This window comes from Acinetobacter bereziniae LMG 1003 = CIP 70.12, assembly GCF_000368925.1.
GTDB lineage: Bacteria > Pseudomonadota > Gammaproteobacteria > Pseudomonadales > Moraxellaceae > Acinetobacter > Acinetobacter bereziniae.
In genome coordinates this window covers 1,876,178-1,889,743 of sequence record NZ_KB849756.1, presented here as the reverse complement: position 1 = coordinate 1,889,743, position 13,566 = coordinate 1,876,178, and the positions used below count along the sequence as shown (strand labels likewise).

At 39.5% G+C, this 13,566-nt stretch carries 11 protein-coding genes; 4 read left to right on the top strand and 7 right to left on the bottom strand.

Features of this window, described 5'->3' with window-relative positions; genetic code table 11:
• The first annotated feature begins 21 nt into the window (after positions 1–21).
• Positions 22–1,767, top strand: coding sequence for an exodeoxyribonuclease V subunit alpha (gene recD, locus F938_RS18765; protein ID WP_010591334.1), 1,746 nt, complete (start codon positions 22–24; stop codon positions 1,765–1,767).
• Positions 1,768–2,434: 667 nt separating this feature from the next.
• Here the strand turns inward: recD and F938_RS18755 are convergent.
• Positions 2,435–3,733, bottom strand: coding sequence for an EstA family serine hydrolase (locus F938_RS18755; protein WP_005034271.1), 1,299 nt, complete (start codon positions 3,731–3,733; stop codon positions 2,435–2,437).
• Positions 3,734–4,015: 282 nt separating this feature from the next.
• Here F938_RS18755 and rpsO point away from each other — a divergent pair, with 282 nt between their 5' ends.
• The 3 genes from rpsO (at position 4,016) to F938_RS18740 (ending at position 7,999) form a co-directional block, all read left to right on the top strand.
• Positions 4,016–4,285 carry a 30S ribosomal protein S15 gene (rpsO, locus tag F938_RS18750; RefSeq protein ID WP_004725514.1) on the top strand — a complete coding sequence of 90 codons (270 nt, stop codon included), beginning with the start codon at positions 4,016–4,018 and terminating at the stop codon, positions 4,283–4,285.
• Between the two features lie 255 nt (positions 4,286–4,540).
• The gene (gene pnp / locus F938_RS18745; protein WP_171064930.1) at positions 4,541–6,628 is read left to right on the top strand and encodes a polyribonucleotide nucleotidyltransferase; all 2,088 of its coding nucleotides are present in this window, start codon (positions 4,541–4,543) and stop codon (positions 6,626–6,628) included.
• Between the two features lie 147 nt (positions 6,629–6,775).
• Positions 6,776–7,999 carry a magnesium transporter CorA family protein gene (locus tag F938_RS18740; RefSeq protein ID WP_005034269.1) on the top strand — a complete coding sequence of 408 codons (1,224 nt, stop codon included), beginning with the start codon at positions 6,776–6,778 and terminating at the stop codon, positions 7,997–7,999.
• A 7-nt stretch (positions 8,000–8,006) separates the two neighbouring features.
• Here the strand turns inward: F938_RS18740 and F938_RS18735 are convergent, their stop codons facing one another.
• From F938_RS18735 to F938_RS18710, 6 genes are all read right to left on the bottom strand, one after another.
• Complete coding sequence (locus F938_RS18735; protein ID WP_004825328.1) at positions 8,007–8,276, bottom strand: HP1242/YdcH family protein; 270 nt, start codon at positions 8,274–8,276, stop codon at positions 8,007–8,009.
• Between the two features lie 119 nt (positions 8,277–8,395).
• Positions 8,396–8,734 carry a chaperone modulator CbpM gene (locus F938_RS18730; RefSeq protein ID WP_004825327.1) on the bottom strand — a complete coding sequence of 113 codons (339 nt, stop codon included), beginning with the start codon at positions 8,732–8,734 and terminating at the stop codon, positions 8,396–8,398.
• A gap of 40 nt (positions 8,735–8,774) precedes the next feature.
• Positions 8,775–9,743 (bottom strand): DnaJ C-terminal domain-containing protein, encoded by a 969-nt coding sequence (locus F938_RS18725; RefSeq protein WP_005034267.1) that lies wholly within the window; start codon positions 9,741–9,743, stop codon positions 8,775–8,777.
• A gap of 289 nt (positions 9,744–10,032) precedes the next feature.
• The gene (locus tag F938_RS18720; protein WP_005034264.1) at positions 10,033–10,482 is read right to left on the bottom strand and encodes a DUF2147 domain-containing protein; all 450 of its coding nucleotides are present in this window, start codon (positions 10,480–10,482) and stop codon (positions 10,033–10,035) included.
• Between the two features lie 125 nt (positions 10,483–10,607).
• Entirely contained in the window at positions 10,608–11,483 is an 876-nt protein-coding gene (gene hslO, locus F938_RS18715) for an Hsp33 family molecular chaperone HslO (protein ID WP_004825322.1), read from the bottom strand.
• A gap of 83 nt (positions 11,484–11,566) precedes the next feature.
• On the bottom strand, positions 11,567–13,462 hold the full coding sequence (locus F938_RS18710) for a monovalent cation:proton antiporter-2 (CPA2) family protein (protein ID WP_005034260.1): 1,896 nt from the start codon (positions 13,460–13,462) through the stop codon (positions 11,567–11,569).
• Positions 13,463–13,566: the final 104 nt, after the last annotated feature.

The window sequence follows — 13,566 nt, the reverse complement described above, 5'->3', positions numbered from 1 at the left end:
GATAACTCTGAGGATAACTGTGTGGAAAATCAACAGGATTTAGAAAGTCAAGTCCCACAATGGATTGAGACATGGAGTAAATATGTTTTAACACAGTATTCCACAAGCCCTAAATTAGATGAACATGCACTTGAACTGGCACAAGAAATACTTTTGGCAAGTACTCAGGGTGATAGTTGTATTCCCGCAAAGGATAAAAATACAACAGGGTTAAAGTCCTTGATGATTCAGGCAGACAATCTAGAAAGCGCAGTTGCGCCGTTTGTACAAGATCATGAATATCTTTATCTCTATCGTTATTGGCAACTTGAGAGACGCTTGGCACAACAAATTAAACGTCTGAGTGTGCAATCTACTACTCAGGTGGATGTTTCGGAATTTGATGAACTATTGACTGATGCTTATCAAAAAGCGGCTTTGGCTATGGTCGCGAAATCGGCTTTGAGCATGATTACGGGGGGACCGGGTACAGGTAAAACCTATACTTTGGCAAGAATCATTGCCGTATTATATCAAGCAACTCCAGATATTCGAATCGCGATGGCAGCACCTACAGGAAAAGCTGCACAACGTATGGGGGAAGCTTTGCAGAAGTCCTTGTCTGATCCTAAATTACAACATTTTGGTTTAAGTCAAAATCTATTTAATCCGATGACCTTGCATCGTTTGTTGGGATTAGGTCATCAACAGACCCCGCGCTTTAACCAACGCCAACCACTGCCTTATGACGTTGTGGTTGTAGATGAAGCTTCAATGCTGGATTTAAATTTAGCAACCATGCTGTTTGAGGCGATTCCTGAACATGGACGTTTGATCCTGTTGGGCGATGCAAATCAATTGGCTTCAGTGGATGTCGGTGCAGTCCTTGCTGATCTACAACAGATGGAAACTTTGTCTGATCATCGGGTCAATTTAATGACCAGTCAACGCTTTAAAGAAGGTGCATTGATTGGGAAAATGGCAAAGTTTATTCAAATGCAAAAAACGCTGGATACTGCTCCATCGCAACTTTTAGCACACTTTGAACAAGAGGTGGTTGTTGCACGAGAACTTAAACCAGTCGATTTATTACCAGACATGCAAGATGTCATTCAACTTGAGTATCTTCCTGAAAAAATTGCGCAAGCTGATTTAGCGGGCTACTACAAGAAATTAAGTTTAGGTTTCCATACTTATTTTGAAAGCCTTCAGGTTTATTTGAATACCGACACAGAACATGATCAAGCCAAGATGGTTGTACACGCGTTTGACAGTTACCGGATTCTCACCGCGATACGTCATGGGGTAATGGGTTTAAACAGTTTAAATACAGAAATGGAAAAAGCTTTATTTGAATATATTCCGACCCTATCCAAACGAGGTGATTGGTATGTGGGGCGTCCTGTGATGATGACCTACAATGATTACCAATTAGGACTCTCTAACGGAGATATTGGGATTTGTCTGAAACACCGTCAACAGCAGGGACAATTCGAAGTCTATTTCCCTAGCCTGGATAAATGGTTTCCTGCAACTCGTTTGCCTAAAGCAATGCAGACGGCTTTTGCACTGACGATTCATAAATCACAAGGCTCAGAATTTACCCATACCGCAGTGGTTTTAGATTCGGCAGCAACTCGGCTATTAAGTCAAGAGTTGATTTATACCGCAATTACACGAGCCAAATCTGTGGTCAGTCTCTTGGTGGATCAAAGCGCATTTGTACAATCTCTGAATATAGCAACCACACGTACTAGTGGATTGGTTAGGATGGTTAATGCGGTATAATTATTTTGAAGTTTAAATTGATAATTTGAACATTGTACGAAATTGCTTACATGAATTCGAGAGATTTGCGCATAGAGCTTCATGTTAGTTTTTGAGATGATGAAGCCATAAAGAGCTCAGCAAGGATCGTTGAGTAAAATCGCAAAATAAGAACAACTTGAAGTCGTGAGACTGCGAACTTACAAGAAAGTAAGTAATAAAAGAGGAAACTTACAGCCGCTAAGCCTTGTAGTTTTGGGAGAGACTACAGGGCTTTTTTATTGCCAAGGGATTGCCACTCTAGTTTTCAAATTATGATAGGTTCATCTTTTATTTTTGTTAGTTTAGATTAAAAATTATACTTGAAATCTACATTTATTATGTCATCTATCACATTTTAAAAGGCTTTTTATGAAACTCACCACGGTCATTTTTCTGTACGCAATTTCTCACATAAAGATGAGTTAAATACGACTTTTGTCTTACATATTTGACATGCATAATAAGTCATATATGGACATAATTGGTCACATGGTCGTGAAAATGAATGTCAGTGATAAAATAATAAGTGTCGAGAGCACAATAAAGATAATAAATAAGATACCGACAATAACTAAACAAGAAACTACAGCGCAACGGAAAAGCCCTAAGAGTAATCTTAGGGCTTTTTCATATCTTATTTTTTGATTTAAACCAACTCTGTTTCAGTACGATCTGTACCAAATACAGCACGACGTTGTGCTTTCGGGATTTTAGGGCAGTTATTGGAAATTTGGTAAAGTGTTTGTGCCAAAGCAGGAATATGTGTACCCATGACGGCTTTTCCTGTATTTAAAATACTGACACTAATATCACGTTGAGGGTCAGCCCAGCATAAGATATTGGAAAATCCAAGATGACCAAACGCTTGTCCTGTCATTGGACCAAAAATACCCAAAGGATTGCTGCCTAACATTGGACCTAATGCATAGCGCATAGGGGCAAGTAGTGTTCGATCAATATTGGTGGTGGATGTTGGTAGCGTTGCACGGAAAACCGTTTCTGGGCTCATGATCCGTTTGCCCTGATATTCTCCGCCATTCAACAACATTTCAAAAAAACGGTTGGCTTGTTCTGCACTGGTATAAATGTTGCCAGCAGGGCAGACAGTATCCATAAAGCGTGGATCATTGGTTACATCTACCGCAAGTTGTAATCCCCCACCTAAAACATGATTTAAATATAAATCAGTTCCAAGTTTTGGATGTACACCAGTCGGATAATTCAGCGCGACTTGATCGCGATATTCAGGTTTTAAACCATAATTGAAAAACGGCATATTCATGGGTTTTTCAATTTTTTCATGGAGGAATTGACGGAGATCTTGTCCAGTCACGCGCTCGATCAATTCACCGAGAATATAACCTGCTGTGACTGCATGGTAAGCTAAATGTGAGCCTGCAGGGGAAATCGGCTGTGCAGCATAGAGATATTGTAAAATTTGATCTTTATCAAATAAGAGCTCTGGGGTGACTTGCATTTCTATACGTGGAATGCCACCACGATGCGACAGTAAATGAAAGATTGTGGCACGGCGTTTGCCATTTTGTGCATATTCAGGAATGTAATGACTGATCGGGTCCAATAAGTTGATTTCACCTGTTTCATCTAACATGTGAATCAAGATGGCGGTAATCATTTTGGATGCTGAAAATAAGCAAATGGGGGTATCTGGATTTGCAATCACAGCATTTTTGGCTAAACCATCCGCAGAGTTTCCTGAGGCATGCCCCAAACTGCGGTTCAATATGATTTGACCTTTACGTCTTAAACACACACTGATCAGGGGGTGATTACCTGTTTGATAAAGGTGCTCAATACTCTGCCAGATTTTATCTACTTGTTTTACGGTCATTCCCCCGAGTTCAGGATGAACTTCATTTTTACTACTGGTGATGCTGCCCAAATCCTTGGGTACAAAACAGGTGTTGGTCGAAAATAACTTCACAATCGTTGTCCATGCTTATTTTTATTCAGAACAAGTGTGAACTGAGTCGAGATAAATGTCTGTGTCCGAATTGCCATGCACTGTGTAAAAAAAGTGCAATATTGATGTGCTTTTATCATCAAGTGAAACTTGCTAGAAGTGAGATGTACAATATTTTTGCAATCTCAACATACTTCCTTTAAAATAAGCCTCTGCTGTAGTGATGCACGGCAGTTAAATTGGTTTTGAAGAATCAATTTGATTTGTATCAAGTATTTAAATTAAGCATCTCGGAGAAATCGAATGGCTTTAACAAACGCAGATCGCGCAGAGATCGTTGCAAAATTCGCTCGTGCTGAAAATGACACTGGTTCACCAGAAGTACAAGTTGCTTTATTGACTGCTCAAATCAATGATTTGCAAGGTCACTTCAAAGAACACAAACACGACCATCATAGCCGTCGTGGTTTGATCCGTATGGTTAACCAACGTCGTAAGCTTCTTGACTACCTTAAAGGTAAAGATGCTACTCGTTATAGCGATTTGATTGCTGCTTTAGGTTTACGTCGTTAATTCGATTTAAACTTTTATTTTCGGATTATTGCATGCAGAATGCTGTATTGATGAAAACTAAAGTCTATCCAGTATTTACTGGATAAAAGGGAAGGGGCGAATATTCGCTCCTTCTTCGTGTTTAAAATTAGTCTAAATAAAGATTTATTGTCTAGTGAGGTCGGCTTCTAAGCTTTGTCATTTATGTAACAGATATGAATGCCAAACCTTAGGGGTCTCCACTAGAATAAAATTAGGAAACAAAAATACATGTCAATGTTTAATGTTATTCGTAAAGAATTTCAATATGGTCAACATCAAGTTGTATTAGAAACAGGTCGCGTTGCTCGTCAAGCAAACACTGTATTGATCACTATGGGTGGTGTAACTGTTCTTGTAGCTGTCGTTGCACAACCTACTGCTAAAGCAGGACAAGACTTTTTTCCACTTACAGTAAACTATCAAGAAAAACAATATGCTGCAGGTCGTATCCCAGGTGGATATGGTAAGCGTGAAGGTCGTGCTTCAGAGTCAGAAACTTTAATTTCTCGTCTTATTGACCGTCCAATTCGTCCATTGTTCCCTGAAGGTTACTATAACGAAATCCAAGTGACTGCTACAGTTGTTTCTTCTGATAAAACAATGGAAGCGGATATCGCTGCAATGTTGGGTACTTCAGCAGCTTTAGCTATCGCTGGCACACCTTTCCGTGGTCCAATCGGTGGTGCGCGTGTTGGTTTAATCAACGGTGAATATGTTCTTAACCCAAATTTAGAACAGCTTGCTCAATCTGATCTTGATCTTGTTGTTGCAGGTACAGAATCTGCGGTATTGATGGTTGAGTCTGAAGCGAAAGAGCTTTCAGAAGACCAAATGTTGGGTGCTGTGCTTTTCGGTCATGATGAAATGCAAATTGCGATCCAAGCGATTAAAGAATTTGCTGCTGCCGCTGGTGCAACAGAGTCAACTTGGACTGCTCCAGTTAAAAACGAAGACCTTCGTGCAAAATTAAAAGACGCATTTGAAGCGAAAATCTCTGAAGCATATACCATTGCGGTTAAACATGACCGTTATGCTGCATTAGATGCTTTACAAGCTGAGGCTGTTGCGCAGTTTGTTCCAGAAGAAGATGTTGATGGTATCGCTGACGACTTAAATGAACTCTTTGAAGATTTAAAATACCGTACAGTGCGTGACAACATCCTTTCAGGTAAACCACGTATTGACGGTCGTGATACCAAAACTGTTCGCGCATTAGACGTACAAGTGGGTGTATTGGATCGTGCTCATGGTTCAGCATTGTTTACGCGTGGTGAAACTCAGGCGTTGGTTACAACGACTTTAGGTAATACACGTGATGCATTGATGGTTGATACTTTAGCGGGTACAAAAACTGACAACTTCATGTTGCACTATAACTTCCCTGCATACTCTGTGGGTGAGACAGGTCGTGAATCTGGTCCTAAACGCCGTGAAATTGGTCATGGTCGTTTGGCTCGCCGTGGTGTTCAAGCGGTACTTCCACCCGCTGATCGCTTCCCGTATGTGATTCGTATCGTGTCTGACATTACTGAATCAAATGGTTCATCTTCAATGGCTTCTGTATGTGGTGCATCATTGTCACTTATGGATGCAGGTGTTCCGCTTAAAGCGCCAGTTGCTGGTATTGCAATGGGTCTCGTAAAAGAAGGTGAGCGTTTTGCTGTGCTTTCTGACATCTTAGGTGATGAAGACCACTTAGGTGATATGGACTTTAAAGTCGCAGGTTCTGCAAACGGTATTACTGCACTTCAAATGGACATCAAAATCGAAGGAATCACAGAAGAAATTATGGAAGTTGCGTTGAATCAAGCATATGCAGGTCGTATGCATATTCTTAACGCAATGAACCAAGTGATTTCACGTGCTCGCCCTGAAATTTCAATGCATGCGCCAACATTCCAAGTGATCAACATCAACCCTGATAAGATCCGTGATGTGATTGGTAAAGGTGGTGCGACAATTCGTCAAATCACTGAAGAAACTAAAGCGGCAATTGATATCGAAGACAACGGCACAGTACGTGTATTTGGTGAAACTAAAGCAGCAGCTCAAGCAGCGATTGCAAAAATCCAAGCACTTACAGCAGAAGTTGAACCAGGTAAAATCTACCCAGGTAAAGTGATTCGTATTGTTGAATTCGGTGCATTTGTAAACATTATGCCGGGTACAGATGGTTTACTTCACATCTCACAAATTTCAAATGAACGTGTTGCAAACGTGACAGATATTTTGGCTGAAGGTCAAGATGTTAAAGTTCAAGTTGCTGATGTAGACAACCGTGGTCGTATTAAATTAACGATGAAAGATGTAGACCAAGCATAAGCTTGCTAGGCTTTAGACCTTTTTAGTTTGTTTAAAGTCTAATAAAAAAAGCCCGCCTTGAGTTTTGCCAAAGTAACAACTTTGGCTTGCTCAGGGCTTTTTTTATGGCATGATGCATAGCAAGAAAGATCAATAATTACTGTGAATATGCAAAGTTTCTATTTTTTTCAGCATCCTGATGAACCTTATACTTGTATACAGAAACAACCTGTGCTCGATGCAGAACAACAGTTCGTTTGGGTGGATTGTACGCGTGAAGATGTAGTTAATCGTGCGGAGCAATGGCAAAAAGAAATTCATAATGATACGGACGTTCATCTCAATGAATATCATATTCGAGATATTTTAAACATCGAACACCCATGTGCCTTTGATACGATGGAAGATTATGATTTATTAATTTTTCGGAAACTGATTACTCCAGATGATCAGATCAGTAGTGGTGACACGGCATTAGAACAACATGATCGTGTTTTTGGTTTAGCGACATCTCCAGTCAGTTTTATTATTACCCCTCAAGCTTTAATCACCGTACGTGAGCAGGGCAATCATGCCTTTGAAAGCTATTTAGCTCGTATCCTGAACATCATGAATAAGGATTTAGAAGAGCAAAACAAACCACGCAAACTCCCGAGAACACCCTTAGATTTAGCGTTACGTTTATTAAATAGTATGATTGATGGCTATCTAGATTTGCGCAATCCGCTTTCACGCCGTGTGGAGTTTTGGCAACAAGAACTTTTGCAAGGCAATCGTCGCTTTTCAAAATGGCATCAGCTATTTCAAGAGAATATGGTGTTTCAACAAATCGAAAACCTATGTGAAGAACAAATTGATTCTTTACAGGAACTTCGAGATGAAATTGTTGAAAACTATGCCCATTTAAAGGGTAAAAAGCATAGTGAAAAGCAAGATATTATTTTGGTTCGGGTCGATGATTTGGTGAGTCATGTCGAGCGTATCCAAAAGTATACGGTGAGATTGAGCACAGCCATTCAAACAGCAATTGATTTACATTTTTCAGCAATCGCCAATCAAACCAATGAAAACATGCGAATACTTGCCATTATTACTGCGGTATTTGCACCACTCACCTTGTTAACGGGTGTTTATGGAATGAATTTTGAATTTATACCAGGTTTGCGTAGTCCCATGGGATTTTGGATTATGCTTGGGGTGATGCTGGCATGTACGATCGGCTTATTAATCTACTTTTACCGCCGTCATTTGGTTGGACGTGGTGAAAGAAGTGTGATTGATATGTTGGCACAACAACATAAAAATCAACACGTGAATTTACTCTGGTTTTTGGATTATGAGCCGATCAAACAAACCATGAAGGAAGTTGAAAAAATCACAAAACTGAAATAATTAAATATTATTCTGGTTGAGGATTGATATGAGCTGTTTTTTGTAAAATCAAATAGAGTTGATCTTTTAATCTCAATTTTTTACGTTTAAGTTGCTCAATATTTTCATGAATATGATTGAGGGGATCAAGTTCAAGATGACTGATTTCACGATCCAGTTCATCATGATCAATTAAAAGCTTGGCAAAATGCGGATCTTCTTGTTTTAGCATACACATGAGATCACGATATTCTGGGAACATGTGTTTCAACTTTTTATTCATTACTTTCGAATTCATTAGCGCCTATAACCTCTTGCATAAAAATTCTAACAATCAAACAAAAACGGAAAGACAAGTTCTGCATCATGACAGGTTAAATATTAACCTGTCACTAGGCATTAACATTTTGAAATGAATTAATGAACATGGAGGTGAAGGTGTTTGACTTGTTTGCGTAATTGTTGAACCTCGTCAAGTAAATCCATCATCATCGCGACAGCAGATAGACTGGCTTCAAAGTCACGTTGCAAGCGGTAGGCTCGACGTGCTCGTGAAATATCTTCTCCAAAAAATTGATGGATACGATTTTCTGGGCGTGCAGGTAAAATCTCATATTCCAATAATTGCAAAATCCATTCAGGGCTTTGACCGCATGCTTCAGCAAAATGTTTGAGATCTAAATTTATGTTTTCATCTACGATTTCCGCATCATGGAAACCGTCATAGACAATTTCACGATATTGAATGGTTGTCATGATTGCTCTCCTTTAGCATCGCTATATGCATCTATAAAAATTATGAACGTGGGTGAAAGTCATTAAAAGCATCTGCAAAATCTTGATATGCTTTTTGCTGTTGGTCTGTGGTGACTTTGGGATAAACAATATTGATCACCAAATAAAGATGCCCGGGTGTCTTATTGGGTATGCCTTTGTCTTTTAGGCGTAACTGTTGATCGTTTTTGGCATTTTTAGGAACAGTGACTTTGACTTTACCAGCAGGGGTGTCGATTTCAATACTTTGACCAAGCGCTGCTTCCCAAGGTGTGACATCAACTGTGTAGTAAACGTCAGCGCCTTCAACGCGAATGCGGTCAGTGTCTTGATATTGAATTTCAATATACAGATCACCATTTTCACCCCCATTGATACCCGCTTGCCCTTGTTTGGACAGACGAATTTGCTGTCCTTCTTTCATGCCTTTTGGGATTTTAACTTGCAATGTTTTTCGCTGTACTTCAGGCTCACCATAAGCATTGTAAGTGGGAATTTGCAAGGTAATGCTTTGTGTTGCACCTTCATAACCAATATTTACAGGAATTTGAATACTGGCATGTTGATCCTCACCTCGATAACTGCGTTGCTGTTGAGACCCTCTTTGTCCAAAATCTTGTGAGCGCCCACCACCAAAACCACTGCCAAAGCGACCAAATAGGTCTTCAAAGCCACTAAAGTCTTCGCCACCACCTTGACTATAACTGCGATGGAACTGGCTACCATCAAAACCACCTTGCCCTGAAGATTGCCCACCGAAGCCACTTGCATTTGCATAAGGGTTGTCTAACTCAAAATCATATTGTTTTTTCTTTTCTTCATTGCTTAGGGTGTCGTAAGCCACATTGATTGCTTGCATTTTGACTTCGGCATCTGCCTCTTTACTCACGTCAGGGTGGTATTTGCGCGCTAATTTTCGATATGCCTTTTTTATCTCATTTGGTGTCGCAGTTCGAGAAACACCTAAATCTTCGTAATAGTTTTTTGCCATAGTTCAGGTCATTATTTTGTTTAACTTTATTCTATTTTTATGCCTTTTTTTAGGCAGATGGAAGAGTAACTTAGTGTGGTTATTGTTTCAAAACTTATTTTTGAGTCATATTGGCATCATCGTGAGTCAAAATGCATTAATATAAAAAAGGGTATAAGCCATGATGACGGCTTTGTATCATGTAATATTCATTGAAAAATAAATGTATCCAAAAAGATGAATCCTGTGAACTCACATCAAAAATATTATAAAAAAAGCGCCAAAGCGCTTTTTTTATAATTAACCACAATTATTCAATTCTGACCCAAGTTTGAGATCGACCCAATAAGGAAATTCCAATATATCCACGGAGTGTTAATCGGTTGCCTTTAGGATTAATTTTAATTTTACCCGAATAGACATTGCCAGATAATGGGTCTAAAACATGTCCTGAAACATATTCACTAGGATTATCTGGACTTTGTTTAAAGTCATCAATAATTTTCAAGCCAACGATTGGGGCGTCTTTAAGATTACCTTTGCATTTATGGCAATATCCCACTAAAGGGCTATTGGGCAGGGGGCGGGTATTATAAATTTTACCGCTATAAGTCCCATTTGGATTTTTACTGATTTCAACATCTGCTCTGGAATAGCCAGTTTTGTCATCAATCGCCTTCCATTTACCTGCAAGATCTGCTGCTTGTGTCAAACCTGTAAACAACAGGAAACTGAACATAACAAGTGCTTTTATTTTCATTGGACATCCTTGTGATGAATTGAAATAGAATAAAAAAAGAGCAAATTAGTTTGCTCTTTTTTAAATTAAAATCAATATGTTAAAGGGTTGGAAACTTAAATATAAATCACTAAAATGTCGATCAATTAACTTAAATGTTCACCAAAGAGATTTAATGCTTCTTTTGCTGTGAACTGATATTTTTTATTGCAGAATTGGCAATCCATTTCGATTGGATTTTGGATTTCCAAAGTTTCCTTCACTGCATCTAAGCCAATTTGAATCAATGCATTTTTACATTTATCACGTGAACAAGTGCAGTTAAATTGAAGTTGTTCAACATCAGGCAAGCGAACTTCTTCTTCATTGTATAAACGATACAGAATTTCTTGCGCAGTCAAGTCGGTTAACTCTTCAGGTTTGAGAGTTTGGGTCAACATAATCAAACGTGGCCACAAATCTTCATCTACACGCTGTTGTTCTTCTTCATTATTACGTGGTAATAACTGAATCAGTAGTCCCCCCGCATTGTGGTGGGTGCTCGCTAAAACAATGCGTGTTGGAATTTGTGCAGAAAGGTCATAGTACTGCATTAAGCAACCCGCAAGGGTAGGTTGATCAAGTGGTACAATTCCTTGATAACGTTCACCCATTTCAGGTTCAATGTTAATAAATAAAACAGGTTGTTGTAGCGTGCTGAGTACAGTGCTGCTGTCTTCACTCAACATAAAGTGTGGATCTTCTTCATAATCTGCAAGCGCACGTACATCACCTAAATGATTGCACTCAGCCATCGCCCATTTAAATGTACCTTGGGCTTGAATTTGTAAGCTAATACGTCCTTTTATTTTTAATGTACTTGCCAATAATGCGGTAGCACTCAACATTTCACCAAGTAAGATACGCACAGCAGGCGCATAATTACGTTGTGACAAAATGGTTTGTAGTGCAGTATCTAAATGCACAATCTCACCACGCACAGGGCTATCTTCAATATAAAAACGTTGACGTAAATCAGACATAAAATTCTCCAAATCCCTGTTTAGATGGTGACGATATTATAAATCACAAGTTCATTTCACCCTAAAAACTATGCTTCTTAAAGTTAATTTTCGTCATCACGGGCAATATTGATACGATCATATTGGGTTGATGCATTTTCGGATTGAGCCACAGGACGTTCTAGACCTGATTCATCCAGATCTGGCATATCTTTGTATTTCTCCAGATTTTGATGTTCTACTTGGGCATCACTTTCAAATAGATGCTCAAGTTCAGAAATAAAATCACGGTAACTTTCAAAAACTTTTTGCTCATCCGTATAAATGCGCTGTTGGCGTGCTAACAGTTCTTCATCATAGTTTCTAAACAACTCAACACTTTTATAAGCTTCTTCTTTGCTCATGCCCAGTTCACAGAGTGTTCGATAACCCATACCCAATGAGGTTAAATAGGTTTCGCGCCAAATATGTTTTACCCCCACATCACGCAGTAAATGCATATGATAGCGATCACGAGCACGTACCAATAATGTCAGGTTGGGGTAATTAAGTAAAATATGGCGAGAAACATTCATGGAGTCCTCAACATCGTCAATCGCCAAAACAAAAACTTTGGCTTGTTCTATTCCTGCTGAACGTAATAAATCGGGTTGTGTGACATCACCATAATATAAAGTACCGCCATAACGGCGAACAAAGTCAATTTGCTGCAGATTGTTGTCAATTGCAGTAAATGGAAAATGGCGAATACGTGCTAAACGTGCAACGATTTGTCCGACACGACCAAATCCAGCAATAATTAAAGCAGGATGTTCATTGGGAATGTCATCGTATTTAGGTGCTGTATTTTTATTGATTAAGGGTAAAAGCCAACTGCTGACCAACCAAAATACAACAGGGGTGAAGATCATGGACAAAGTCACAATCAAGGTGATCGGTTCCAAAATTGCTTCAGTCAACACTTTTTCACTCTTGGCGACATTCAAAACCACAAATGCAAATTCACCACCTTGAGCCAAACAGCTTGCAACCATCAAGCTGTTGGTCCAAGTCATTTTTTTATAGCGTGCAATCGCTAGCATGGTCAGCAGTTTAATCAGGACTAAACCAATCGCCCCACCGACGATCAGGAGCGGCATGTCTATGACTAATGAGATTTGTGTGGTCATACCCACAGTCATAAAGAAGAGACCGAGTAATAATCCTTTAAATGGCGCAATGCTGGCTTCTAGTTCATGACGAAACTCTGAGTCTGCTAGCAATACACCTGTTAAAAATGCACCTAATGTCGTGCTGATGCCCAGTGTATCCATCAATAAAACCACACCCAGAACGATAAATAATCCCACTGCGGTGATGAGTTCTGTAGCACCACTTTTTGCCACAAAGCGGAAAAAGGGACGCATGACATAACGACTAAAAAGAAATAAACCTGTAAATGTCGCGACAATCGCAGCAAAGTAAGCGACACCGTGATGGCTAGATTCACTGCCTGCTAAAAGCGGAATGATAGCAAGTAAGGGAATTGCGGCAATATCCTGAAAAAGTAAAATAGAGAAAGACTGTTGACCGTGGGTGGTGTTGAGTTGTTGTTTTTCTTCCAAAAGCTGTAAAACGAAAGCAGTTGATGACAATGCTAAAGCAAAGCCGATGACAAAGCTTGCGGGCAGTGATTGTTGAAACAGTAAAAAGAGCGTACCCATCAGTACCACGCCGGTCACAACGACTTGTAAACTCCCCATGACAAAAATCGACTGACGCATTTCCCACAAACGTTGTGGGCGAAGTTCCAAGCCAATTAGAAACATTAACAGAATCACGCCAAACTCAGCGAGATGCATAATTTCTTCCGGGTCATTGGCAATATTCAGCGCACTTGGACCAAGCAATATTCCTGTAAAGAGATAACCGAGCACTGTCGCAATGCCCAGTTTTTTCCCGAGGGGAACAAGGATTAAAGCTGCACCAAGAAAAATGGTGATTTGGAGTAACAATGACATTCACGTGCCTTACATTCTTTTCTTTCTCAGGAAATTGTAGCTTGATTTTGTGACTGACTTGGAGATATTTATTGAGAAATTGCTTGTGAGTAGAATAAAAGTAA

Bases quoted from the DNA above. Each gene is read 5' to 3' on its own strand.
- pnp (WP_171064930.1), top strand. From the start codon at position 4,541: ATGTTTAATGTTATTCGTAAAGAATTTCAATATGGTCAACATCAAGTT.
- rpsO (WP_004725514.1), top strand. From the start codon at position 4,016: ATGGCTTTAACAAACGCAGATCGCGCAGAGATCGTTGCAAAATTCGCT.
- F938_RS18720 (WP_005034264.1), bottom strand. From the start codon at position 10,482: ATGAAAATAAAAGCACTTGTTATGTTCAGTTTCCTGTTGTTTACAGGT.
- F938_RS18710 (WP_005034260.1), bottom strand. From the start codon at position 13,462: ATGTCATTGTTACTCCAAATCACCATTTTTCTTGGTGCAGCTTTAATC.
- hslO (WP_004825322.1), bottom strand. From the start codon at position 11,483: ATGTCTGATTTACGTCAACGTTTTTATATTGAAGATAGCCCTGTGCGT.
- F938_RS18725 (WP_005034267.1), bottom strand. From the start codon at position 9,743: ATGGCAAAAAACTATTACGAAGATTTAGGTGTTTCTCGAACTGCGACA.
- F938_RS18740 (WP_005034269.1), top strand. From the start codon at position 6,776: ATGCAAAGTTTCTATTTTTTTCAGCATCCTGATGAACCTTATACTTGT.
- F938_RS18730 (WP_004825327.1), bottom strand. From the start codon at position 8,734: ATGACAACCATTCAATATCGTGAAATTGTCTATGACGGTTTCCATGAT.
- F938_RS18735 (WP_004825328.1), bottom strand. From the start codon at position 8,276: ATGAATTCGAAAGTAATGAATAAAAAGTTGAAACACATGTTCCCAGAA.